The organism is Corynebacterium sp. LaCa_282 (assembly GCF_057198125.1).
The window spans coordinates 1,960,443-1,984,273 of record NZ_CP191095.1; the positions used below are offsets into that span (position 1 = coordinate 1,960,443).

The following is a 23,831-nucleotide window of genomic DNA, read 5'->3' on the forward strand; positions in this document are numbered from 1 at the left end:
GTATGGAATTTAGTCTGCTTGGCCACGCCTGCGTCGCCGTCGAGGCACCAGGCGGGCGCATCCTTATCGATCCCGGAACAATGACGCCGACTATCCCCGATGCCGATGCGGTGCTCATTACCCACGCGCATGCGGATCACCTGGATCCGGACCGGCTTCCCGATGCCCCGCTCTGGGGCCCTGCCGAGGTCTGCGAGAAGCTGGGGCGCGGCACCGCGGTCTCACCCGGCGAGACCATCACCGTCGCGGGGCAGGACATCGAGGTGCTCGGGGGCCGGCACGCGCCGATCCACCCGAATATCCCGCGCCCGGTCAACGTGGGCTACCTCTTGGGCGGCCTGCTCCACCCCGGCGATCAGTACATCGATCATTCGGCCGAGGTTTTGCTCCTGCCCATTGCTGGTCCGTGGGTAAAGGCTGCTGAGGCGGCCGATTATGCCCAGCGTGTAGGCGCCGCCGCCACGGTTCCCATCCACGACGCCGTGCTTTCCGATGTCGGCCGCACCGCCTTCGACACCATGCTCACCAATGCTGGAGTGCCGGGCTATCGGCGGCTCGCGCAGGGTGAGAAGTTTACCGCTTAGTCTATTTTTATTCTCGGACTATACTGCGGTTTCGGCGCTGGGTGCTGTACGTTACATACCGCTTGGTCTAGTCTTGCGTGGCATGACGACGAAATACGATAACTCCAACGCAGACTGGTCCTTTGCCACTCGCTCCGTTCATGCAGGCCAAAACCTCGACGGCGCGCACAATTCCCGCAACGTGCCGATTTACCAAACCACCTCGTATGTCTTTGATGACGCCGAGCACGCGGCCAACCGCTTTAACCTCTCCGATGCAGGCCCCATCTACACCCGCCTGACCAACCCAACGCAGGATGCGCTGGAAGAGCGCCTGGCCTCCCTTGAAGGCGGCGTGGCCGCCGTGGCCTTTGCTTCTGGCCAGGCAGCAGAGACCGCGGCTATTTTCAACCTTGCCTCGGCAGGCGATCACATCGTTACCTCCCCGCGCCTCTACGGCGGCACCTCCACCCTCTTTACCGTCACCCTCAAGCGGCTTGGCATCGACGTCACCCTCGTAGAAAACCCGGATGATCCCCAATCCTGGCAGGACGCCGTGCAGCCCAATACCAAGGCCTTTTACGGCGAGACCTTTGGCAACCCGGTAGCCGATGTCCTCGACATCCCGGCCATCGCCGAGGTCGCCCACACTAACCAGGTCCCGCTCATCGTGGATAACACCATCGCCACCGCGGCGCTGGCCCGCCCGCTCGACTTGGGCGCGGACATCGTCGTGGTCTCGACCACGAAGTTCTACACCGGCAACGGTTCTGCCGTGGGCGGCGCGATTATCGACGGCGGCTCCTTCGACTGGACCGTCGAGCGCGACGGCAAGCCAGTATTCCCCTACTTCGTCACCCCGGACGAGGCCTACCACGGCCTGAAGTACGCCGACCTCGGCGCCCCCGCCTTCGCGCTCAAGGCCCGCGCCGGCCTGCTGCGCGATACCGGCGCCGCCATTTCCCCGTTCAATGCATGGCTGACGCTCAATGGCATTGAGACGGTAGGGCTGCGCATCGACAAGCACAATGCCAACGCCCAGGCCGTGGCCGAGTACCTGGAAGGCCACGCCAAGGTGACGAAGGTCAACTACGCCGGCCTGGATTCCTCGCCGTATAAGAAGGTCAAGGAGAAGCTGGGCTATTCCTACACCGGCTCTGTGCTGTCCTTCGATATTGACGGCGGGCGCGAGGAAGCATGGGCGTTTATCGATGCCCTAAAACTCCACTCCAACCTCGCCAATATCGGCGATACCCGCTCGCTGGCGGTTCACCCGGCGACCACCACGCACTCGCAGTCCGATGATGCCGCCCTGGCCGCGGCGGGTATTGCGCAGTCCACCATCCGATTGTCCGTGGGCATTGAAGATATCGACGACATCATTGCTGACCTCGAACTGGGATTTAACGCACTGGCATGAGCTGTATAAGTATCGGCGATTTTCGCACCGAAGCAGGCGCCACGCTTTCCGATGCCCACATCGCCTACCACCGCTTCGGCCATTTCCTCGGCGATCCGCACGGCGGGAATAACGTCATCCTGGTGGAACACGCGCTGACCGGCAATGCCGATGTGGCCGAGTGGTGGTGCGATCTCATTGGCCCAGGCAAGGCGCTCGATACGACGAAGTGGTGCGTTATCGCCATGAACGCACTCGGTGGCTGCAATGGCTCCACCGGCCCCTCTTCCCCGCATGCGGATGGCCGCAGTTGGGGATCGCGCTTTCCGGCGCTGTCCATTCGCGATTTGGTGGCCGCAGAGAAAAAGGCGCTGGAAGAGCTGGGGATAACGCGCGTGCATGCGATCATCGGCGGTTCCATGGGTGGCGCGCGCACCTTGGAATGGACGCTGATGTATCCCGAGGCTGTCGATGCCGCGTGCGTTATTGCCGTCTCCGCGCGCGCCTCCGCGTGGCAGATTGGTATCCAGTCGGCGCAGATTTCCGCGATTGAACGCGATCCCTTCTGGCACGGCGGCGACTATTATTCCTCCTCTCAGCGCCCCCGCGAGGGCCTGGCGGCAGCGCGGCGCATCGCGCACTTGACGTATCGCGGCGAGCAGGAAATCGATGAGCGCTTTGGTGTTCAGGCCCAAACCGGCGAAGAGCCGCTGGGGCCTTACCGCCGGCACGACCAGCGCTTCGCCGTGAACTCGTACCTGGATTACCAGGGCTCGAAGCTGGCGGATCACTTCGATGCCGGTTCCTACGTCACGCTTACCGAGGCCCTCAACCGCCACGACATCGGCCGCGGCCGCGGCGGCCTGAACCGCGCGCTCGGTTCTTCACAGGTGCCGACCATGGTCGTGGGCGTCGACACGGACATCCTTTATCCGTATCACCAGCAGGAACACCTCTCGCGCAACCTAGGCAACCTGCTGGCCATGGCGAAGGTAGTCTCACCTGTTGGCCACGATGCATTCCTCACGGAATCGCGCCAAATGGACCGCATCCTGCGCAACTTCCTCACCCTGTCCCAACCGCACCCGCTGGACGTGGACAGCACCATCGACTACGCCATCTAGCCATCCCCGCCTCCACACCGGCGCGGCGCGCAAATCCGCACCGCCTACGCCAGCGGTTTACAGTCGCTAGTGACTCGACGCACGACCCCGACGCACCAGTGCGCCTGGCAGAACTCTCGTCGCATGGCGTGCGGGTGGCCATCGCGCTGGCGCGCAATCCCGCATGACTTACGGTCGCGGGTGGTCCGACCCACGAACGGGACGCGGCGCGAGGCAGGCAGTGGCGGGGTCTGGAACGGGGCGCGGTGAGTGGCTAGCCCGGACTCCTTACAGAAGGCATACAAAAGGATCGCCGAAGCGGCGCAGGGTTTAACTGCGCTGGCTTCGGCGATGTTTTTTATCGGGCCCAGGGCGGGCGCCACACGATACCTTCATGTGGGCGGCGCTCTAGGCGCCCGCGCCGCGGCGGGGCATTGGGGTCATCGTCGTTGACGGCATTGTGATACTTGCAGGCGATGGTCAGGTTCTCAGCATTGGTCTCGCCGCCGAGCAGCCACGGTTGCAGGTGGTGAACCTGGCATTCATCGGCAGGGATATGGCAATCAGGCCACGGGCACACAGGATTTTCCGCCATCGCCATCTGCCGCTGCTTCCAGGTGGCCAGACGGCGCGTATGGTACAGGTTCACGGGGCCGGTGACGGGGTGGATGAGGGTGATGAGGCCGGCATCGGCAAGCGCGCGCTCCGCTAGCTGCGCACCGGTGATGGTGGCGCCGTTGGTCAGCTGCAGGGTGACATCATTCTCGCCGTGGGTGACCTTCACCATGTCATCCAGGGTCAGGACCACGTTCGTAGTGATGGTGGAGGTGGCCGCGCCCTCTGCAAAGACCCGGCGCGCATCGTCCACGGTGGAGACGTGGTTATTAATCTCAGCCACCAGGTCCGATTCCGCGGTGATGGTCAGCGTCCACAGGTCATCGGTGCGGCGGGTGAGCCGGACGCCCTCCGCGCGCTTCTGGGTGCGTTCTTCTTTGACGCGGCGGCGGGCACGCTTTTCTATCTCGCTGGTAGAAACGTTGAGTCGGCACAGCTCCTCGCGCAGGGCCCACGCCGCGCGCTGGGTCTTCAGCTTCTGCGCGTGCACCTCAATGATTTTCAGCGCATCGAGCGGGAGCGCGGTGGTGCGGGCGGCGCGCTGCTTGGCGCTAAACGATGTCCTGCCAAAATACGTATCCGCCAAGCGCGCGAATTCCGCGGCCTCTTTATCGCTGAAACCGCGGTCTATCAATTCGGCTTCGGATAGCCCGGCGCACTCCCCGATGAGCGCCATCGGGGAGTTTATCGCTGCGAGGTATTCCGAAATCATGACCCCGAGCCTAAACCGCGGGCAGCAGAGGGCGCGAGGCCAAGATCGCTGCGGCTGTGGATAGCCGCGCGACACGCCGCAGATTGGTGATACTGAAACAATCACCTGTGGATAACTAGCTGCCCAGCGCGTCCACGGAGTAGGCGAGGAAAGCCATCAGCGCGCCGATAACCCCGGTAAACGTGGCATCGAAGCGGCGCGAGCGCACCGCCAGCACGCCGACACGGCTCGAATCGCACGTCAGGCGCACCACCGTCAGCCACAGCAGCGCAAGCCCGAGCAAGAAGGTGGCCCTGCGCCAATACTCGAAAATGGCATAGCCGCCGGACAAGGCCACCCCGGCGATGAAGAGCCCGATGGCCACCCACTGCACGTAGGCGGGCAGCGGGGACGGTGCCAAGTGCGCGTCGTGGGGATTGTCTAAATTCACGCCAGCTTTTCCGCGCACTCAACGATGTTGCGTACCAAAAAAGCGCGCGTGAGCGGTCCGACGCCGCCTGGGTTGGGCGAGACGTATCCGGCCTTATCCCAGCAATCGGGGGCGATATCGCCGGTGAGCTTGCCGTCGACGCGGGACACGCCGACATCGAGAAGCGCGGCGCCTTCTTTAATCATGTCCGCAGTGAGCATGTGAGGCTGACCGGCGGCGGCGATGACGATATCGGCTTCACGGGTTTCGGCGGCAAGATCCTTCGTGCCGGTGTGGCACAGGGTGACGGTAGAGTTCTCGCTGCGGCGGGTCAGCATCAGGCCAATGGGGCGACCGACGGTCACGCCGCGGCCGATGACGACGGCCTTAGCGCCGTTCAGCTCCACGCCGAAGCGGCGCAGCAGGTGCAGGCAGCCATTCGGGGTGCACGGCAGCGGGGCTTCCTCGTTAAGCACGAGCTTGCCCAGATTGACCGGGTGGAGGCCATCGGCGTCTTTTTCGGGATCGATGCGCTCGAGAATGGCGTTCTCATCCAAGTGCTTGGGCAGCGGGAGCTGGACGATGTAGCCGGTGCAGGCGTCATCGGCATTGAGCTCATCGATGACCGCCTCGAGCTCTTCCTGCGAAATATCCGCCGGCAGGTCCTTGCGGATGGAATTAATACCTAACTTTTCGCAATCGCGGTGCTTCATCTTTACATAGGACTGGGAGCCTGGGTCCTCGCCCACCAGAACGGTGGCCAGGCCAGGGGTTATCCCCTTGTCTTTCAGGGCGGCCACGCGCTCGGCGAGGTCCGCAAAAATCTCGTCACGGTACAAGGTGCCATCTAGTTTGGTAGCGCTCATAGCCCCCATCCTAGACTGAAGGCATGAGCCAGCTGCACATCGTCTTTGACAATCCCGTCATTCCCACCAATACCGGCAATGCCATTCGCACCGCGGCGGTGACGGGCGCGAGCCTACACCTGATTGAGCCGCTGGGGTTTAACTTTGACGATAAGCACCTAAAGCGCGCCGGGCTGGACTATCACGACCTGGCGGATGTGCAGATTCATAAGGATTTCGACGCGTGCATGGAGGCGCTGCCCGGCGCGCGCGTTTTCGCGTTTACCACGCATACGGATAAGTGGTTTACAGACGTGGAGTACCAGGACGGCGACGTGCTGCTCTTCGGCACGGAGCCGACCGGCCTGCCGGATGAACACGTCAACCATCCGCGCATCACCGAGCAGGTGCGCATTCCAATGGTCCCGGCCAGGCGCTCGATGAACCTCTCCAACTCCGCATCAACCGCGGTCTTTGAGGCCTGGCGCCAGCTGGGTTTTAAGGGAGCGGTGTAAGTTCTGGCAGGTCGCGGGAGCGCAGGCGGTTAAGCAGCGCGTGGGCATCGGCAAGCGCGAGGTTGCGCGCCGCCATCTTCACGGGCCCCTGCACGAGGTCAAGCTCCACCGTGGCTAGGCCAAATAGCTGTGAAATCGGGCCGCGGCGCAGGGTGAGCTCCTGGATGTGGCGCAGCTCGATGGCTTGGACGCGGCGGTTGAAGCGGCCGGCGCGCACGATGACGTAGTCGCCGGCCAGCGCGACGGTTTGCTGCCGGTAATCGATGGGCGAGACCCATTTGGCGCGCGCGGGCGAGGCGTAGGTCGGGGCGGCATCGGCGGGCAGGAATTGCCGGGCTTGCTCGCGCTTGCCGACGGGCACGATCCGCGTCGATCCCGATCCCTCGCCGCTCGCCGTGCCACCGTAGCCGGCGACCGACACGCGCGTTTCGTACCAGTCGAAGGGGCGCCACAGGAACGGCTGGGTGACTTGGACGGCGTGGATGCGCTCGAGGCGGATGTTTTGGCGGCGGCGATCGGCAAGGCCGTAGGTGATATTGAGTACGCCATCCTCAAGGCTGGCGGTATAGCGCCATGAGGAGTCAATCACGTTCCAGGCGCGCGGGACAGTAGCCAAAAGGATGGGCAGCGTGATGGTCAGGGACATCGGCGTGACCACGAGGAAGACAAGGGCCGCAAGCAGGACGATCGTGGACGCGTGCAAGGCGGCCGCGGCCAGGGAACGCGCGATGGGGATTTCGGGAATGAGGGTGTCGTTTTCTTCCTCTGCCTGCTGTTCCCGCGACTCGCCGCGGACGCGGGAAAGGATTTCGGCGCGCAGGGATTCGGCCTCGGCCTTTTTCAGGTATGCGATCTCGATGGCCGAGGATTGCCCGCCGGCGGTTTCCACGCGCACGGCCGCGAGCCGGAAGAGGCGGGCGATGACGGGCTCGACGACGTCTACAGCCTGCGTGCGGTCATAGCGCGCGGTGCGCAGCTGCGTAGAAAAAAGACCCTGGCGCAGGGAGAGTTCCTCCTCGCCCAGCTGGTAGCCCATCTGGCGCCACCATACGCCGGAGACTAGCCACACCACAAAGCACACGGCAGCGAAACCAGCCAACGCCATGCTGATATCGCGCAGGGCCTGCGTGCGGTTGTCACCAGTGACAAAGGCAAAGATGCTGCGCAGCGCTTCCATATTAACGTTCAAGGCAAAGGCCGCGATGACGGCCAGGATGACCGACCACAGGCGCAGCAGCGGGGTCAAACGGTGGACGCGTTGGTAGTTCGGTGGAGCACTCATAGGCCGCTCATCCGTTCGCGGGCGTGGTCGGCAAGGCGGGTACGCAGGGCATCGGCAAGCGGGGCTTCCAAGCCCTTAATGGTGGCGTCCGTCGTTGCGGAGGCAGTGTGCAGTTGCAGCTCCTTGAGCCCGAAAACGCGCTCGAGGGGGCCGGCGGTCACGTCGACGAACTGGATGCGGCCGTAGGGCACGACGGTAAAGGTGTGCCAGAGCTTGCCGCGGGTAATGAGCAGCTCATCGTCGGTTTCGCACCAGCCCATGCGGCGCACTTGGGCCGGAATGAGCCAGATCAGCCAGAAAAAGAGGACGGCGAAGAGCCCCGCCGCCCAGTAGAACCACGTAGTCCACCAGTACCCTGCCGCTGCGGCCGCCGCGGCGAAGATGCTCGTCCAGCCCAGGTGGCGGATATAGCGCACGTTGATCAAACGCGGCGAGACGGGGTTCATTTCTTCGCTCATAGCTACTGACAGTAGCAATCGGACTCGTACCCTTGTGCAACTTATCGTTATTCGATATTATCGAATTACGACAACATCGAAAGTCGATAAGAAATCGGCGGAAAGGCTTGTCATGACCACCCCACAGCCCACCTCCCAAGCTGAGCGCCGCGAAATTAACGCTGCGGCCGCCCTCTGCCTGTTCACCATTGCCATCCTCGGCCCCACCTACCTGCGCGACCTTGCCACCGGACACTTTTCCACCGCGCTGAGTGCGGCCATCCCGGAAGGCCTAAGCAAGCACAACCTCGACGGCGGGCCATTCTGGATGCTCACTGCGGGGCTCGTCGTCAAGATTGCAGGAATCTTGATTATCGCGTTCTTTGCCTATCGTTTGGTGAAACCAATGCTTCGTGGGCAGGTTTTCAACACGAAAAACATCCGCTTCCTTAATGGAATGACCTTTGGGATTCTCGTCTGGTTTATCGGACGCTTCCCACTCGAAGGTATGGGCAATAACTGGGCTTCCTCGCAGCTCGACATTGACTGGTGGGCCAACCAGAGCGGTTCCTCATTAGGCGAGCTTGCGCTGCCCTACCTTTTTGTCTGCACCCTCCAGCTCTTCTCAGTTGCCATCAAGCGCGGCAGCAAGCTCGAAGAGGAGGTCGAAGGCCTTGTCTGAGGAGCAAGAGCCCCAGGTGATCTGCCACCTCGACCGGATAATGGAAGAGCGCGGTATTACCGGAGCGGCACTCGCCAAAGAGGTAGGTATCACGCCAGTTAACCTGTCCGTCCTGAAGAATAATCGCGCCAAGGCCGTGCGCTTTAACACCCTTGCGGCACTGTGTACGGCGTTGGACTGCCAGCCGGGCGATATCTTCGAAGTGGAATAGAAAACCTTGTCATTATGTTGGCCTTATGCAGTACTTTGACCTATGTCCACGGAAATCTATAGGAAGAATTCCTAATGGCTGACTAACTCACCGCAGGCGCTTAGTACTAGCCGTGTTATGTCCATGAGGTTTTTGGACTTGGAGTCCAGCTACTTTGTGGACTCGGAGTCTAGGGACTTTGTGGACGCGGAGTCTCCCCGCTTTTTGGACGGGGAGTCCACGGAGTTTTTGTACTGGTGCTAGCTTGGCTTCTTCCGGCGGCTTGGCCGTGGCCCAGAGAGGTTGGGTTTTAGCTCTGGGGGTTGTCGGTGCCACATGCCGACAACGTGGTTTATGTTGATTTGACCGCCGGGTGGACGCTGATTCAGTTGGATCGGTAGCGGAAATGAAAACAGTTTCTCACCGTCGTGATCAGTAAAAAATTCCACATAGTCATCGGCTACGCTGCTGTAGATGGCTCGATTTTTGAAGCGCAGCCCGACGTAGAGGCCGTGCCCCATAACGCGTACCACCCCGCTTTTGTTGATCCACAGCTTGTCCGGGATAGGCCAGAATGCATTTACACCGGTAGAGCTTGGCATTACGGTTGAGGAATCGGCATGGGGTGTATCTTGCTGGATCGCCTGAGTGTCGTTACTTGGTGCCCTGTCTGAAGCTGCAACTTCAGGCAGGGCATTATCTGTCGCGACCACTGTGTCGGCTGCTAAAGCATCTGCCTGGTTGTCGGGGTGAATCCGGTGATATTGTTTCGCGATTTTTGTCCATAAAACATCTGGGTCAATCGGCTGCGTCGGTGGCTGGGCATGCGAGATAATCTCCCAGGCTTGGGCTGGGGTGATGTGCATCTTGCCCCTGAGAAGTCCTTGGTGGCGACGGCGTGTGTTGTAGAAGTTGCGGTAGTCGACAATCAGCTGTTGGACCTGCGCCAGCGTCGTCGGGGTACGAGCATCCAAAAACCTGGTCATGGTTTGGTGCGATCGCTCGTCTTTGCCTTGCGTCGTGGGAGCAAAGCCCGCACTTGATTGAACTCCCAGGCTGGCGAGCCAGCGTTCGGTTTGCGACAGCCGGCCGCGATGGTAGGTGGCAAAGGCATCACCGTTGTCAGAGAGGACTTCTTGGAAAAGTCCGTAAGCATCAATGGCTCCACTTAGCGTGATGCGGGCATCGGTGCCGTTTTCTGGAGTTCCAAAAGCTTGGGAGCCGACGTCGAAGCGGCTGGCATCGTCGACGACTTGGTAGATAGTCACTTGCGTGTGAGGCACATCGAAGAGTCTGTAGGCAAACGCATCGATCTGCCACAGTTCATTGACTTCGCCCCTGGCAAAGTGCCTGTAGGACTTACGCGGTCGTTTACGTGCATTGATGTCAGCGACGCCAGCCTCGTGCAACCATTGTGCGATTAAAGCTCGTGACGGTGGTTGGTCGTAGCCGAGTTCGTCGAGGAAGAAGTAGAAGATTGACCATGGGCCGCAGTCTTGGCCGCGGGCTCTTAACGTACCGCGAGCTTGCAGGACCTGTTGTCGAATCTTGTCATCGTAGACCCGTCGCGGGTTCAGCGGTGCCGTGCTGTCGGGCACGATGCCAGCCCGCCCGCGTTCGGCGATACGTGCTTTGATGTTGTAGTACGTCTGCTTCGATACGCCGATGTTCTTGCAGAACTGCTGGACCGTGATGCCCTCACGGATGGGGTCGAAATCCGCTATCTTCTTGCGGAGAGTAATGGGAATTGCCATCCCCACATTGTCAAGAAGCCAGAGTCCAAAAAGTAGTTAGACATCCTGTCCATAAACCTCCTGGACTCCGCGTCAAAAAACTTCCTGGACTCCGCGTCAAAAAACTAACTGGACTCCGCGTCCAAAAAGTCAATGGACTCCGAGTCCAAAAAGTCACTAGACATCACAGCTTAGTACTAGCCGGCGATGTTTTCTCGGCCTAGCCACCGCTTTTGGGCTTCGATGCGGAGAAAACTAGCGGAAATCGCGGGAGCCGCGCGAGAGGAAATCGCCAAAATCCAGCGGCTCGAGCTTGTCTGCAACCACGCTTACCACGCCGGTGGCATTTTGCACGATGCCGCGGATGATAAGGGCGCGGGCGGTGCGGGCGAGCACCTTCTGCCGGGACCACAGCCCGGGCGAGACCATCACATTCATCAGGCCGGTTTCGTCCTCCACGCCCAAAAAGGTCAGGCCGGAGGCGGTGCGCGGGCGCTGGCGGTGCGTAATGATGCCGGCGATGCGCACGCGGGTGCCATCGGGGACGTGGGGAAGGTGGGAGGAAGGCAGGACATCGCCAAGCGCGGCCCTGACTAACTCCATAGGCTGCTTATCGTGGGTGACGCCGGTGGCGGCGACATCGGTAGCCATCAGCTCGAAGGCCGACATGCCGGGCAGGTGCGGCGAGGCGAGCGCAGACGTGCCAGGCAACATGCCCTCGCGCTCGGTGGCGGCGACGCCAGCCTGCCAAAGCGCTTGGCGGCGTTCCAACCCCAAGCACTCCAGCGCCCCCGCCGTGGCCAGCGCCTCCACCTGCTCCACGCTGAGATCCGCGCGGCGCGACAGATCGGAGACGCTACTAAAGGGCGCGGCGGCCTCCACGCACTCGGCGGCCTTATCCCCCAGACCCTTGATGAGGTTGAGGCCCAAGCGAATCTCGCCGGTAGGCAGCGCCGTGGCCTGCGCGCCGGACTCGTTGATGCTCAGCGGCAGCACGCGCACCCCGTGGCGCCGGGCGTCCTGAATGAGAGATTGCGGCGAATAAAAGCCCATGGGCTGCGCGCGCAGCAAGCCCACACAAAACTCCGCGGGATAGTGGTGTTTAAACCAGGCGGAAAAATACACCAACGAAGCAAAAGACTGCGAGTGCGATTCCGGGAAACCATAGGCGGCAAAGGCGGTAATCTTGGCCCACAGCTTCTCCGCGACCTCGCCCTCGATGCCGTTGGTCACGCGCAGGCCCTCATAAAAGCGGCTGCGCAGCGCGGCCATCTTGGCGGGCGAGCGCTTCGAGCCCATGGCCCGGCGCAGGTCATCGGCCTCCGCGCCAGTAAAACCTGCGGCATCGACCGCAATCTGCATCAACTGCTCTTGAAAAAGCGGAATGCCCAGCGTCTTGCCTAACGATTTCTCCAGCACTGGGTGGTCATAGGTTACGGGCTCGAGCCCATCGCGCCGGCGCAGGTAGGGGTGCACGGACCCGCCCTGGATGGGGCCGGGGCGGATAAGCGCTACTTCCACCACGAGGTCGAAAAAGCAGCGCGGTTTTAAACGCGGCAGCGTGGCCAACTGCGCGCGGGATTCCACCTGGAAGACGCCGACGGCATCGGCGCGGCAGAGCATGTCGTAGACCGCGGGCTCGGCCAGGTCAAGCTCCCACAGGCGCACCTCACGGCCGGTGGTGGCGCGCACGGCGTCGATCATATGGTGCAGCGCCTCCAGCATGCCGAGCCCGAGCAGGTCGAATTTCACCAGCCCGGCGGCGGCGCAATCGTCTTTATCCCACTGCAGCACGGAGCGGCCCTCCATGCGGGCCCATTCCATCGGCACCACGTCCGCGATGGGCCGGTCACATAAGACCATGCCGCCGGAGTGAATGCCGAGGTGGCGCGGCTGGTCGAGGAATTGCTCGGCAAGAGAGGTAACCTCGGCGGGCGGCTCGGCAATACCCTTCGACCACGCATCGGCCGAGCCCTGCGGGAAGCCCAGCGCGCGGGCGGCGTCACGGGTGGCCCCCTTGCGGCGGTAGGTAATAACGTTGGCCACCTGTGCCGCGCGTTCGCGGCCGTGGGTGCGATAGACGTACTGGATTACTTCCTCGCGCCGGCCGGATTCGATATCGATGTCGATATCGGGTGGGCCATCGCGATCCGGCGACAGGAAGCGCTCGAAGAGCAGCTGCGCGGAAATAGGTTCGGCGTTGGTAATGCCCAGCGCGAAGCAGACGGCGGAATTGGCCGCGGAACCGCGCCCTTGGCACAAAATATTTTCGTGGCGGCAAAAATCCACTAGGTCGCACACGATGAGGAAATAGCCGGGAAACCCCAGCTGCTTGATGATGCCCAGCTCGTGCCGCATCTGTTTTTTCGCCTTGGCCTGTATTTCGGGCGGGCGCGAGGCGTAGCGCTTTTCCCCGCGCCGCCAGACCTCGTGTTCGAGCCAGCTCATCTCGGTATGCCCCTCCGGCACGGCAAAATCCGGCAGGTTGGGTGCAAGGGCATCCCAGGTAAAGGAACACTCGCGGGCAAGGCGCACGGTTTCGGCGATAAGCTCGGGGCGACTTGGAAGTAACTGGGCCATCTGCTCGCCAGAGCGCAGCCAACCCGCCCCCATCGGATGGGCCTCCGGTGCGGCTTCTTCCAGGGATTGGCGGTGGGCCAAGGCCCGCTTGGCGGCGGCCAGCCTTACTTGTTCGCGAGTGGCGGCGGCTGGGCGGGCGGTTGCGATGGCTCGCAGGTTATTGTATTTATCCAGGAAACTATGGTGATCCGCGTCTTCGGGAGACATTGTGCACGCATATTCGAGAACTATGCTGTCTATTTTTATTCTTTCGAGAACGTGGTCGATTTTTTGTATCGCCTCCCACCCCAGCAGGAAAAAGCACTCCTCCTCTAGCTCGCGCGCCACGGCATCTAGGGGCGGGTAGGAAACGCCACCCTTTTCGCCGGCATCCATCCGTGCGCGGGCAATAAGGCGCGAGAGGCGGCTATAGCCCTCCGGCGTGCGCGCCAGCACGGTCACCGGGGCCTCAACCAGGGAAAGCTCCGCGCCATAAATGGCCGGAAGGCCCGCCTTAGCTGCGGCTTCCGCGAATTTCATCAGACCGTAAAAGCCATCCCGATCCACGACGGCCAACCCCTCGAGGCCCAGTTCTAGCGCCCGGGCGACCAATTCTTCCGGCTCAGCGGCGCCGTCGAGAAAGCTATAGGAGCTTACCGCATGCAGCTCCGCGAAGGGTACAGCGGAGCACCCGCGCTGGATGGAACTATCGCCGCCGCCGAGATGGCCTACGGCGACGGGCGCGGCGGTGTCCTTACCGGAGAGGATCCTTTCTAAACGCGACCACGGCAGCGCCTTTCCACCATTAAATTTCACCCTTCACAGGGTAATGTCGAATCAGTGTTCTATACAAACCAACGTGATGAGACGCACCCAATAGACAAAGCGGTTCGCTTCTTGCTAGATTGCTAAACGGTCAATTTATTTCAACTCCTACATGTAAGGGGACCTCATGCAGATTCGTCGCGCAGCGGCCGCTACCGCCGCCGTTACCGTCGCCGCCACCAGCCTCGTGGCCTGCTCCTCCGACGCAGATGATGACAAGACCATCACCGTTGGCACCACCGATGATGCAAAGCAGGCCTGGGTTGCCTTTGAGCAAGAAGCCAAGGACGCCGGCTACGACATCGACATCAAGTCCTTCTCGGATTACAACACCCCGAACCAGGCCCTAAACCAGGGCGAGCTGGATACCAATAACTTCCAGCACCTGAAGTTCCTGGCTGAGTACAACCACGGCAACGGCACCAACCTGGTGCCCATCGTCGCCACCGAAATCGTGCCGCTGGCGCTGTTCTGGAAGGGCCACGACTCCCTCGACGGCATCGAGGGCGAAGAAGTTGCCATCCCGAATGACTCCACCAACCAGGGCCGCGCCATCAACGTGCTGGTCCAGGCTGGCCTTATCACCTTGAAAAAGGACGGGCTTATCACCCCGACCCCGCTGGACATCGATGAGAAGAAGTCCAAGGTCAAGGTCGTGCCGGTCGATGCCGCCCAGACCCCATCCGCGCACGGTGAGGGCACCCCGGCGATTATCAATAACTCCTTCCTGGAGCGCGCCGGCATCGACCCGGCCACCGCCGTCTTCCAGGATGACCCGAACTCCGAAGAGGCAGAGCCTTATATCAACGTCTTCGCCGTTCGCGAGGAAGACGCCGATAACGAGGACATCAAGAAGCTCGCCGAGCTCTGGCACTCCGATGCGGTACAAAAGGGCGTCGACGAGGACTCCGCAGGTACCTCCGTCGAGGTCGAGCGCACCCCGGAAGAACTCCAGGAAATCCTGGACAAGCTCGAAGCAGATTTGGACTAATCACCCTTGCCTTCTACCCCGCCGGTTTTCACCCCGGCGGGGTTTGGCACTTCCTCACTAAGGACGCAACCCGTGGCAGATTCCACCCAGAACGGCACTCGCATTGAGTTCCGCAATATCACCAAGGTCTTCCAGCAGAAAAAGGCCAAGGTCAAAGCTCTTGACGATGTCTCCTTGACCGTCGATTCCGGCGAAATCATCGGCATCATCGGCTACTCCGGCGCCGGCAAATCCACCCTGGTCCGCATGATCAACGGCCTGGACACGCCCACCTCCGGCGAGCTGCTGCTCGATGGCCAGAATATCGTCGGCATGTCCGAAAAGAAGCTGCGCGGCATCCGCCGCAATATCGGCATGATCTTCCAGCAGTTTAACCTCATGAACTCCCGCACTGCGGCGGGCAATATTGAGTACCCGCTGCAGCTGCAGGGCATCGGCAAGCGCGAGCGCCAACAGCGCGTGCAGGAGCTGCTGGATTTCGTTGGCCTGGGAGATAAGGGAAAAAGCTACCCTGAGCAGCTTTCCGGCGGCCAGAAGCAGCGCGTGGGCATCGCGCGCGCCCTGGCCACGAATCCTTCGCTGCTGCTTGCCGATGAAGCCACGTCCGCCCTCGACCCCACCACCACGCAGGAGGTCCTCGACCTGCTGCGCCGGGTAAATAAGGAGCTCGGCATCACCATCGTGGTCATCACCCACGAAATGGAGGTCGTGCGCTCCATCGCGGATAAGGTTGCGGTGATGGAAAATGGCCACGTCGTGGAACAAGGCAGCGTCTACCAGGTCTTTTCCAATCCCCAGACCGCCGTGGCCGCCAAGTTCGTCGCCACCTCGCTGCGCAATGAGCCCGACGTGGTGGAAACCGATGACCTGCTCGCCCACGAGGGCCGCCTGTTTACCATCAACCTGACCGAGGAATCCGGCTTTTTCGGCGCCGCGGCCAAGCTGAAGGATGCGGGCGTATCCATCGCCGTCGTCCACGGCGGCATTACCACCTTGCAGCAGCACTCCTTTGGCAAGCTCACCGTGCGCTTGAGCGGCAACGACGCCGCCATCGAAGAGTTCTACCGCGCCCTATCTGCCACCACTCAAATTGAGGAGATTGAACGATGAACGTCAACTATCTCGCCGCCGCCGACTGGGACCGCTTGGGCGGATCGCTTGTCGATGCCATCGTCGACACCCTCATCATGGTCTCGACCACCCTCGTCGTCGCCGGCATTCTGGGCCTGGGGCTCGGTATTTTGCTCTACACCGCCCGCCCGGGCGGCATCCTGCAAAATAAGGCCGTCTACCTGGTGGTCAACCTGCTGGTGAACTTCGTTCGCCCCATCCCGTTTATTATTTTGCTGGCGTTTGCGCAGCCGCTCACCGTCGCCGTGATGGGCGGGTCCATCGGCCGCGAGCCGGCCACCTTCGTGATGGTCATCGCCGCCACGTTCTCCGTGGCGCGCGTGGTGGAACAAAACCTCGTGGCCATCGACCCCGGCGTTATCGAGGCCGCCCGCGCCATGGGCGCTTCACCGTGGAAGATCATTACCTCCGTGATTATCCCGGAGGCCCTCGGCCCGCTGATTCTGGGCTATACCTTCTTGTTTATCGCCATCGTGGATATGTCCGCCATGGCCGGCTACGTCGGCGGCGGCGGACTGGGTGACTTTGCCATCGTCTACGGCTACCGCGCCTTCGAGTGGGAAGTCACCGTCGTGGCCACGCTTATCATCATCGTGCTGGTGCAGGCCGCGCAGTTCTTTGGCAACTGGCTCTCCTCCAAGGTTATGCGCCGCTAATAAGCTCCACGCCCGTGGCCACAAGCGCCTTGCCGGTCTTGGGCGCGTCGCCGCAGGACGAGACCACTCCTTCCACGGCGCGCTGCTCGAGCGTCACGCTCCACCGCCGGCCATCGGCATGCGTGACCACGGGGCCCTGCTTTTCGTCTTCTGCGTGGAGCTGACCGTAGTAGAGGTCCTCGGAGGCATCGATAAGCTCGCGCGCTACCGCCAACTCCGCCACCTGGCCGCGCGGGCCGAAGATGCCGCGCCCGCGATTGACCGGGTAGAAATACTTTCCTTGCGCCGCCGCCGCAATCATCTGCGCGGCGGCTTCCTTATTCATCCGGCCAAAGGAATAGGCCCAGGGCATGAGCATGACCGAGGGCGCGAAGCGGTGCCCCTTCGTGTGCGAGGTCTCCCACACCATATCCGGGTAATCCTCCACCAGCTCCGCGGCGAGCGGCCGGCCCTTCACGGCGCAGCACTTATCGCGCTTAGCGTGGGTGCACACCAAAACCAGCGGTGTTTCGAGAGATCCTCCCCCGTTGCGGCCCGGCGCGGTGAGATCCAAATCCAGGATCTTTTCCGGTCCGGTCAAAAGGACCAATTCCATCACGCCCTGCTCGGCCCACACCAGGTAGCACCGGTGCATGGTGCCGATTTGGCGGCCATCGCGGCCGGGGCGGCGAATCAATTGCAGCCCGGCCTGGCCCTTGAGTTTTTTCTTCAGCTGGGCCGTCAGCTCCGGGCCAAAAGTATCGCCATCAAGCACGTCGCGCGACCAGCCGCCGGGCCACTCAAAGAGGACAAACACGGACTCTTTTTTGGCCGTGCCTGGCAGCGGCTCCACCTGGTAATCTGAACAGAAATCAGTCATATAACCTAGCCTAACCTGTCTGCAGCTCAGCTCACATTTTTGGCAACAATTCGGTCAAGATCCACCCCCAACGCTAGGCAGTAATTACTGGAACTTATACTCTAGTGGTCATGCATAAAGCCCGCCTTTCACTCCTGCTTGCCGCCGCAGCCTTCCTCACCGGCTGCAGCACCGAATCAGCGGATGACACCACCATGGCGGCCTCTGTGGGAAACTCGCACATCAACCCGCTGGGTGAGGCGGATATGAGCATGAAAACGCTGCGCCCAGAGGCCCCTTCGCAGCTCGTGGTGACCAAGGTGCGCGTGGGCCAGCACGATGGTTTTGAGCGCGCCGTCTTCGAGCTCGAGGGCAAGGGTTCCCCGGGCTGGTTCGTGGATTACGCCGATAATCCCAAGCAGCAAGGCTCTGGCCAACCCATTAACTATGCCGGCGATACCGCGCTCAATGTCAATATCGATGGCGTGGTCTATCCGTTTGAGGCAGGCATCGACGAGCCGCGCATTGGCATCGTCGAGGCACCTGCCGGCGGCGTTATTACCCAAGTGGTCAACGGCCGCACCTACGAGGGCCGCAGCCAGTTTGTCATCGGCATGAACCAGCGCAAGCCTTATTCCGTACAGGTGCTAGAAAATCCCACGCGCCTCGTGGTAGATATTCGCTCCTAATACGTCGCTTCCACGCGCCAGCGCCCCTCTGCCCACACCAAGAGCCAGGCGCGCTGGCGCTGTTCCCGCTCAGCCTGGCCCACAATTTGTAGCCGCGCCGCATGCTGTGGTTTTTCGGTCCACCACTGCGTATCCACCGGCCACGGGCCAGCCCAGCCGATAACGCGGTAGCGGTGCGCGCCCCACCCGAGCGCCACGGGCACAGAGGATAGGAGGGCCTCGGCGGTGACGATGACGTCCCGGGCGACGGCATCGATAAGCCGAATGCGCGCGGCCGGGTGGTTCGGCCCGCCGCCTAGGCGTGCGGGAAGCGGCGCGGGAATCCTGCCTGGCCAGCTGCCTTGCGGCGTGGCATCGCGCTGCTCCCCATAGGGAACGTACTCGATGCGCTCGGTCACCCCACGGCCACCGGCGGCCCGCGGCTGCAAGACGCGATCTATGCCCAGCTGCGATTGCACGCGCGAAATCACCCGCTTGACCTGTTCCTGCGAGGTATCCCCGCCCCAGAGGCCATCGGCCTGCGGCCTAGCCACCTCCACCGGCTCGAGCACCAGCCGCACGATCGCGGCGCCGTCCTTGCCGCTCGAGCGCGCCGCCGTAAGCCACCCATCCAGCTGCCAGCGCACCCGGTCCGCGGTCGCTTGCTCCGTCAACGCCTCGTGCGTGCGCCATACCCGGGCCACGGTTTCACCAGTGGCCAGCTCCGCCACCACGCGCAGGCGCACGCACACCACTTCCGCCTCCGCCAACCGCACGTGCAGCTGCGCGGCCAATTGCCGGGCCACGAATGCCGCCGCATCCACGCGCTCGATGGATTGCTCGCTGCTCACGGACAGATCGGGCCGCGCCATTTCCGGGGACACGCGCCGGTCCGCCCGCGCGTGCGCCACCTCGTGCGCACGTTTGCCCTGCTGCCCAAACCGGGTGACCACCTGCTTAAACGGCAGCTCCGCCACATCACCTAACCGGCGCACGCCCAATTTCTGCAGCTGGGCCACAAATTCCGCAGAAAACCCCAGCGCAGCCTCCTCGGCTAAGACGCCCACGGGCTGGGCGGTCAAGAAATCCCGGGACCCGCCCTCCGGCACCACCGCGCCTACCCCGCGGTGCCGAGCCGCGATGATGGCCGTGGCGATCTCGTCTGCCACGCCGAGGGTGGAATCAAAACCGGCGTGCGCGGTGGCATCGGCAAGCATCTCCAGCGCTTCCGGCCCGTGGTAGCGCAGCGCCGCACCCGCATCCACGATGGCCAAGCCGGGGCGCAGCACCTCCACAGACGAAGCCACGGCGTCCAAGCCCACCGCAATCTCCGCGAAAGCCGCGCCATCCCTATCCGGGTTCGCCTCCACCACCTTTATCTCAGGACAAATCGCCTGGGCCTGGCGCAGGCGCATCCCGCGCCGAATACCCACCCGACGCGCCGCGCTATCGCAGACCAGCACCGCATGATTGCGCGCAATCAACACCGGCCCCGGTTGCGCGACCGCCTGGATAGGCCAATCCGGAAACCACACCGCGGCCGCCCTCATACTGCCTCCAACCTACGGGGTTCGCCCATGGTGAGACTGCCGCGCGCGGTCCCCTTTTTCGAGTCCACCGCAAGATCGATGTCCACGCCGCGGATGCGCCCGCTGCCCTTGCCGATGCCCCGATACGTACTCACCTCCGCCCCAATGCGCACCGCGGTGCCCGGCAGCCGCGCGCCCACGGTCAGCACCGCAGCCTGCCCGCCGCGGATCTTCGCCCACACCGGCCGCGCCTTGGCCGAGCTCAGCTCGCCGGGCGGGCCATGGTGGACGATAAGGTCCATGCCCTCTGCCAGCACACTGGTTACCGCCCATGACTCCAGGCCCGGATCGGGGACGGTGACCACGTTATTGAGACTCCCCATTTCGGCAACCTGTGCGAGAGAAAGATCCGGCCACCCCACTATCCCCACATGACCCCCGTGGGCCGTAAGATGGCAGATAAGCTCCACCACGAGCGCGGGACACTCCGCACACGAGACCACCTTCCGCCGGGCGAGCCCACCTGCGGGAAGTAGCCGCGCCAGCTGGGGAACGGTATCTACCAGCTCGTCTTCATCCTCCTGCTCCATCGCCTGCATGCGGGCGCGCAGCACCGCAACGCGGTCGGACCTCTCCAGCCCCGCTACCGCTTTTTCCAGGCGAACGCTCGTTTGACTCACCCACACAGTATGAACCCTCAACCGGACACATGCAACTGTATGTTCGAATGGTAGTCTTAAGCGCATGAACCTGAACGAGGCCTACGGTGCTATGCGCGAGAATCTAACCCCCATCCCCACCCCGCCGTGGGTGCGCCTCGGATCCTCCATCCTGCTCGGCGCCACCGTCGCGCTGCTGACCACCCGCACCCATTTCTTCGCCACCCTATCTGGGGCCGCGGTCTGCCTCGTGGCGGCCTTCGTCTTGGTCTTTGCCCACCCCTACCGCCGCGAGATGCGCTCCTATGCCGACCGGCACGATGCCGATCTCATCCCCACCATCGCGCAGCTAGTACCGCTGATGATTTTGTGGCTCCTTATTATGCTCGCACCCATCCTCGGCCTGCCCGCGTGGGGCTCGGCGCTGGTGTGGGGTGCGGTCTCAGGTATAAGTTTTATCGCCTTCCCCCACGTGGATGGCACGCGCCGGCTGGCCTTTGTCTAATCCATGCGACACTGCGGGGACTTATCCACAGGATTTCCCCGGGTTTTCGCGCTGCGGATTCGGGTTATCCACAGTTTGCACCTTTGCAGTTGCCCTAGCGATTGAGCGCGGGCTACTACCGCCCTAGCGTAGGCGGCATGAACGCACTCGAGACCTACCTCACCGCCCTCGCGCCCGGCATGGATATCATCGCCGCGTGCCGCGGGCTCTCTGGGTCTAAGCTCATGGAGCGCGGCGCGCCCGATGCCATCGCCGCCGACCTGCTCCTTTTATGCGAAAGCTACTACGGCCGCACCGCCTTTAGCCGGATGCAGCGCCGCGCCATTGCCGATGCCCGCACCAACGCCCACCCCATTGCCCTCCTCGCCGGCATCGAGCGCGTGGTCAACCGCGCGCCCAGCAAGAAGCAGGCGTGGGAGCTGCGCGCGGAATGTTGTGCGATGTCCGCGGAGATGAGCGCCATTATCAAACACGCCCGGCGCCGGGTGCGCGAGATGAAAAAGTCCACGGTCAGCCCCGGCGTGCGCACCTACCGGCGCCCCAATGACTACTGGACGCTCGCTATTACTGGCACCTCCCGCTTCATTGCGGATCTGCAGGGCGCGATTACTGCCGCCGATAAAAAGCCTCTGCAGGCCGTGGAAGATATCTTCTTCGGCGCCGGCAGCGCCGCGCGCTCCACGGTGGTCACCAACGCGATCGTGCCGCTGGAGAAATTCATTCGCATCCGCGACGGCCACGGCGACGACGTGCAACTCGATCTCACCAACGGTGCGACCATGTCCGGTACCGAGTACCTGCGCCGCGTGCTTAACGATACCGGCTATTCCGCCCCCGGCCCCAGCGGCAACGGCAGCGGTGATGGCGAAACGGGCTATGTCACCCTCGTGCATCCTGTAGAAGGGCCGGTCAACCTCTACCGCACGGCGCGCGTGGCCACCGATAAACAGAGGATGATGGCGGCCGCGGAAAATCCGCGCTGCGCCTGGCCCGGATGCAATCAGCCGGCCGATTTATCCCAGGTCCACCACCTCACGGCCTGGAGCCGCGGCGGGGAGACCAATATGAACAACCTCGTCGTGTGCTGTGCTTACCACAACGGCATCAACGACGACGATCCCAATGCCCCGCCTCGGCGCGGACGGCTAGAAAGGGTGGGCGGTCGCATCGTCTGGCGGCCACCTGTAACACCCCGCAACTAGCCGCAGGTATGCGTATAAGGCGCTCAAGTACTGAGCGCCTTATACGCATGCCGTTTTGTGGGTTTTACTCCCACTCGATGGTTCCCGGTGGCTTGGAGGTGCAATCCAAGACCACGCGGTTGACGTCCTTTACCTCGTTAGTGATGCGGGTGGAGATCTTCTCTAGCACGTCATAAGGCAAGCGGGTCCAGTCCGCGGTCATGGCGTCCTCGGAAGATACCGGGCGCAGCACGATGGGGTGGCCGTAGGTGCGGCCATCGCCTTGGACGCCGACGGAGCGGACATCGGCAAGCAGCACGACCGGGCACTGCCAAATCTGCTCGTCCAATCCGGCATTGGTCAGCTCGGTGCGGGCAATCAGATCCGCCTGGCGCAGGGTCTCGAGGCGGTCCTCGGTGACCTCGCCGATGATGCGGATGCCCAGGCCCGGGCCCGGGAAGGGCTGGCGGCCGACGATCTCTTCCGGCAGGCCCAACTCGCGGCCTACCGCGCGCACCTCGTCCTTAAAGAGCAGGCGCAGCGGCTCGACGAGCTCGAACTCGACGTCATCCGGGAGGCCACCGACGTTGTGGTGCGACTTAATATTGGCGGTGCCGTCGCCGCCGCCGGATTCGACGACGTCCGGGTACAAGGTGCCTTGGACGAGGTAATCGACGGTGGAGCCGGCGGGGGCATCGTCAAGCACACCGGCCACGGCGCGCTCGAAGGAGCGGATGAACTCCGCACCGATGGCCTTGCGCTTTTCCTCGGGGTCGCTAACACCCGCCAGCTTTTTGAGGAAGGCCGAACGCTCGTCGGCGGTGACCAGCTTGGCGCCGGTCGAGGCCACGAAATCCGTTTCAACCTGCTCGCGCTCGCCCGCGCGCAGCAGGCCGTGGTCGACGAAGACGCAGGTCAGGCGATCGCCAATGGCGCGCTGCACCAAGGCTGCAGCGACCGCAGAGTCCACGCCACCAGACAGGCCGCAAATAGCGCGGCCTTCCTCGCCTACTTGGGTGCGGATATCCGCGATGAGCTGCTCGGCGATATTATCGGCGGTCCAGTTCTGCTCCAGACCGGCGATCTCCGTGAGGAAGCGGGTGAGCACTTCTTGGCCGTGCGGCGAGTGCAGCACCTCTGGGTGGTACTGCACGCCGGCCATCTGCTTGGCCGGGCACTCCATCGCGGCGACTGGGGCGCCGGCGGAGGTTGCGGTTACGTCGAAGCCCTCGGGGGCGGCGGAGACGGCGTCGCCGTGGGACATCCATACCTTGTGCGTGGGCTCGAGGCCCTCGTGCAGGATGCCGCCCTTGACGTCGATGTCGGTGCGGCCGTATTCACGCTCACCGGTAGACGATACGGTACCGCCGAGGATGTGGTTCATGGCCTGGAATCCGTAGCAAATGCCGAAGACCGGGACGCCAAGCTCCAGCAGCTCAGGCTTGAGCGCTGGGGCGCCATCGGCATAGACGGACGACGGGCCGCCGGACAAAATAAGCGCGGCGGGGTCTTTAGCTTTGATTTCCTCGATGGAGGCGGAGTTGGAAACAACCTCGGAGTAGATTTTGGCCTCGCGCACGCGGCGGGCAATGAGCTGCGCGTACTGAGCGCCAAAGTCCACGACGAGGACTGGGCGCGGGGTAGTATTTGGCTTAGTCACGCCCCATAGTCTAACCCATAGGCCCCGCGGCCCAGGAAGCGCTTGCCCATGTAGGGCATTGCGGCGGCTTTCGCGCCGTGGTGGCGCGGGGCGCGCAAGCGAATCGGGGTGCGCAAGGGCCCCTGTTGCGCGGCTGCGCGAGAT

At 62.8% G+C, this 23,831-nt stretch carries 23 protein-coding genes; 12 read left to right on the plus strand and 11 right to left on the minus strand.

Annotation, left to right across the window (positions count from 1 at the left end; all coding sequences use genetic code 11):
- Positions 1 to 2: 2 nt before the first annotated feature.
- The 3 genes from ACP8KU_RS09170 to metX all read left to right on the plus strand — a co-directional run bounded on the left by ACP8KU_RS09170 (position 3) and on the right by metX (position 3,086).
- On the plus strand, positions 3 to 584 hold the full coding sequence (locus tag ACP8KU_RS09170; RefSeq protein WP_284643298.1) for an MBL fold metallo-hydrolase: 582 nt from the start codon (positions 3 to 5) through the stop codon (positions 582 to 584).
- Between the two features lie 82 nt (positions 585 to 666).
- The gene (locus ACP8KU_RS09175; RefSeq protein ID WP_278722795.1) at positions 667 to 1,983 is read left to right on the plus strand and encodes an O-acetylhomoserine/O-acetylserine sulfhydrylase; all 1,317 of its coding nucleotides are present in this window, start codon (positions 667 to 669) and stop codon (positions 1,981 to 1,983) included.
- Complete coding sequence (gene metX, locus ACP8KU_RS09180; RefSeq protein ID WP_284631310.1) at positions 1,980 to 3,086, plus strand: homoserine O-acetyltransferase MetX; 1,107 nt, start codon at positions 1,980 to 1,982, stop codon at positions 3,084 to 3,086. The genes ACP8KU_RS09175 and metX overlap by 4 nt, the downstream gene beginning before the upstream one ends.
- A gap of 337 nt (positions 3,087 to 3,423) precedes the next feature.
- Here the strand turns inward: metX and ACP8KU_RS09185 are convergent, their stop codons facing one another.
- From ACP8KU_RS09185 to ACP8KU_RS09195, 3 genes are all read right to left on the minus strand, one after another.
- Positions 3,424 to 4,392: an HNH endonuclease signature motif containing protein gene (locus ACP8KU_RS09185; protein WP_284643296.1), complete on the minus strand. Its 969-nt coding sequence runs from the start codon at positions 4,390 to 4,392 to the stop codon at positions 3,424 to 3,426.
- Between the two features lie 115 nt (positions 4,393 to 4,507).
- Positions 4,508 to 4,822 (minus strand): DUF3017 domain-containing protein, encoded by a 315-nt coding sequence (locus ACP8KU_RS09190; protein WP_284636313.1) that lies wholly within the window; start codon positions 4,820 to 4,822, stop codon positions 4,508 to 4,510.
- Positions 4,819 to 5,667, minus strand: coding sequence for a bifunctional methylenetetrahydrofolate dehydrogenase/methenyltetrahydrofolate cyclohydrolase (locus ACP8KU_RS09195; RefSeq protein ID WP_284643295.1), 849 nt, complete (start codon positions 5,665 to 5,667; stop codon positions 4,819 to 4,821). Before ACP8KU_RS09195 ends, ACP8KU_RS09190 begins: the two co-directional genes overlap by 4 nt.
- Before the next feature lie 23 nt (positions 5,668 to 5,690).
- Between ACP8KU_RS09195 and ACP8KU_RS09200 the strand changes: the two genes are divergently transcribed.
- Positions 5,691 to 6,161 (plus strand): tRNA (cytidine(34)-2'-O)-methyltransferase, encoded by a 471-nt coding sequence (locus ACP8KU_RS09200; protein ID WP_284610031.1) that lies wholly within the window; start codon positions 5,691 to 5,693, stop codon positions 6,159 to 6,161.
- Here the strand turns inward: ACP8KU_RS09200 and ACP8KU_RS09205 are convergent.
- The gene (locus tag ACP8KU_RS09205) at positions 6,145 to 7,443 is read right to left on the minus strand and encodes a PH domain-containing protein (protein ID WP_284636311.1); all 1,299 of its coding nucleotides are present in this window, start codon (positions 7,441 to 7,443) and stop codon (positions 6,145 to 6,147) included. The two genes, ACP8KU_RS09200 and ACP8KU_RS09205, sit on opposite strands and share 17 nt — an antisense overlap.
- Complete coding sequence (locus tag ACP8KU_RS09210) at positions 7,440 to 7,901, minus strand: PH domain-containing protein (RefSeq protein WP_284636310.1); 462 nt, start codon at positions 7,899 to 7,901, stop codon at positions 7,440 to 7,442. The genes ACP8KU_RS09205 and ACP8KU_RS09210 overlap by 4 nt, the downstream gene beginning before the upstream one ends.
- 112 nt (positions 7,902 to 8,013) lie before the next feature.
- Here ACP8KU_RS09210 and ACP8KU_RS09215 point away from each other — a divergent pair, with 112 nt between their 5' ends.
- Together ACP8KU_RS09215 and ACP8KU_RS09220 are read left to right on the plus strand one after the other, a co-directional pair.
- The gene (locus ACP8KU_RS09215; RefSeq protein ID WP_278722801.1) at positions 8,014 to 8,562 is read left to right on the plus strand and encodes a hypothetical protein; all 549 of its coding nucleotides are present in this window, start codon (positions 8,014 to 8,016) and stop codon (positions 8,560 to 8,562) included.
- Positions 8,555 to 8,773 carry a helix-turn-helix domain-containing protein gene (locus tag ACP8KU_RS09220; RefSeq protein ID WP_023025311.1) on the plus strand — a complete coding sequence of 73 codons (219 nt, stop codon included), beginning with the start codon at positions 8,555 to 8,557 and terminating at the stop codon, positions 8,771 to 8,773. The genes ACP8KU_RS09215 and ACP8KU_RS09220 overlap by 8 nt, the downstream gene beginning before the upstream one ends.
- Positions 8,774 to 9,012: 239 nt before the next feature.
- Here the strand turns inward: ACP8KU_RS09220 and ACP8KU_RS09225 are convergent, their stop codons facing one another.
- On the minus strand, positions 9,013 to 10,506 hold the full coding sequence (locus tag ACP8KU_RS09225) for an integrase core domain-containing protein (protein ID WP_023028832.1): 1,494 nt from the start codon (positions 10,504 to 10,506) through the stop codon (positions 9,013 to 9,015).
- 234 nt (positions 10,507 to 10,740) lie between these two features.
- The gene (locus tag ACP8KU_RS09230; protein WP_284643810.1) at positions 10,741 to 13,860 is read right to left on the minus strand and encodes an error-prone DNA polymerase; all 3,120 of its coding nucleotides are present in this window, start codon (positions 13,858 to 13,860) and stop codon (positions 10,741 to 10,743) included.
- Positions 13,861 to 13,996: 136 nt separating this feature from the next.
- Between ACP8KU_RS09230 and ACP8KU_RS09235 the strand changes: the two genes are divergently transcribed.
- The 3 genes from ACP8KU_RS09235 to ACP8KU_RS09245 all read left to right on the plus strand — a co-directional run bounded on the left by ACP8KU_RS09235 (position 13,997) and on the right by ACP8KU_RS09245 (position 16,647).
- Positions 13,997 to 14,860: a MetQ/NlpA family ABC transporter substrate-binding protein gene (locus ACP8KU_RS09235; protein ID WP_023016795.1), complete on the plus strand. Its 864-nt coding sequence runs from the start codon at positions 13,997 to 13,999 to the stop codon at positions 14,858 to 14,860.
- 72 nt (positions 14,861 to 14,932) lie between these two features.
- Positions 14,933 to 15,970 (plus strand): methionine ABC transporter ATP-binding protein, encoded by a 1,038-nt coding sequence (locus ACP8KU_RS09240; protein ID WP_126318359.1) that lies wholly within the window; start codon positions 14,933 to 14,935, stop codon positions 15,968 to 15,970.
- Entirely contained in the window at positions 15,967 to 16,647 is a 681-nt protein-coding gene (locus tag ACP8KU_RS09245; RefSeq protein ID WP_005277229.1) for a methionine ABC transporter permease, read from the plus strand. Before ACP8KU_RS09240 ends, ACP8KU_RS09245 begins: the two co-directional genes overlap by 4 nt.
- On the opposite strand, the gene ACP8KU_RS09250 is transcribed toward ACP8KU_RS09245, so the two are convergent.
- Complete coding sequence (locus ACP8KU_RS09250) at positions 16,634 to 17,506, minus strand: sucrase ferredoxin (protein ID WP_237791461.1); 873 nt, start codon at positions 17,504 to 17,506, stop codon at positions 16,634 to 16,636. The genes ACP8KU_RS09245 and ACP8KU_RS09250 overlap by 14 nt on opposite strands.
- Before the next feature lie 110 nt (positions 17,507 to 17,616).
- On the opposite strand from ACP8KU_RS09250, the gene ACP8KU_RS09255 reads away from it, so the two are divergent.
- The gene (locus tag ACP8KU_RS09255; RefSeq protein WP_284643807.1) at positions 17,617 to 18,174 is read left to right on the plus strand and encodes an AMIN-like domain-containing (lipo)protein; all 558 of its coding nucleotides are present in this window, start codon (positions 17,617 to 17,619) and stop codon (positions 18,172 to 18,174) included.
- On the opposite strand, the gene ACP8KU_RS09260 is transcribed toward ACP8KU_RS09255, so the two are convergent.
- Positions 18,171 to 19,703, minus strand: a complete 1,533-nt coding sequence (locus ACP8KU_RS09260; RefSeq protein ID WP_278722806.1) for a DNA polymerase Y family protein — start codon at positions 19,701 to 19,703, stop codon at positions 18,171 to 18,173. The genes ACP8KU_RS09255 and ACP8KU_RS09260 overlap by 4 nt on opposite strands.
- Positions 19,700 to 20,368 (minus strand): hypothetical protein, encoded by a 669-nt coding sequence (locus ACP8KU_RS09265; RefSeq protein ID WP_284643804.1) that lies wholly within the window; start codon positions 20,366 to 20,368, stop codon positions 19,700 to 19,702. Before ACP8KU_RS09265 ends, ACP8KU_RS09260 begins: the two co-directional genes overlap by 4 nt.
- A gap of 58 nt (positions 20,369 to 20,426) precedes the next feature.
- On the opposite strand from ACP8KU_RS09265, the gene ACP8KU_RS09270 reads away from it, so the two are divergent.
- Entirely contained in the window at positions 20,427 to 20,846 is a 420-nt protein-coding gene (locus ACP8KU_RS09270) for a hypothetical protein (RefSeq protein ID WP_284643802.1), read from the plus strand.
- 137 nt (positions 20,847 to 20,983) lie between these two features.
- A complete protein-coding gene (locus ACP8KU_RS09275) occupies positions 20,984 to 22,048 on the plus strand; it encodes an HNH endonuclease signature motif containing protein (protein ID WP_284643800.1) in 1,065 nt (354 codons plus the stop codon).
- Between the two features lie 64 nt (positions 22,049 to 22,112).
- Here the strand turns inward: ACP8KU_RS09275 and guaA are convergent, their stop codons facing one another.
- The gene (gene guaA / locus ACP8KU_RS09280; protein WP_474896638.1) at positions 22,113 to 23,687 is read right to left on the minus strand and encodes a glutamine-hydrolyzing GMP synthase; all 1,575 of its coding nucleotides are present in this window, start codon (positions 23,685 to 23,687) and stop codon (positions 22,113 to 22,115) included.
- Positions 23,688 to 23,831 lie beyond the last annotated feature (144 nt).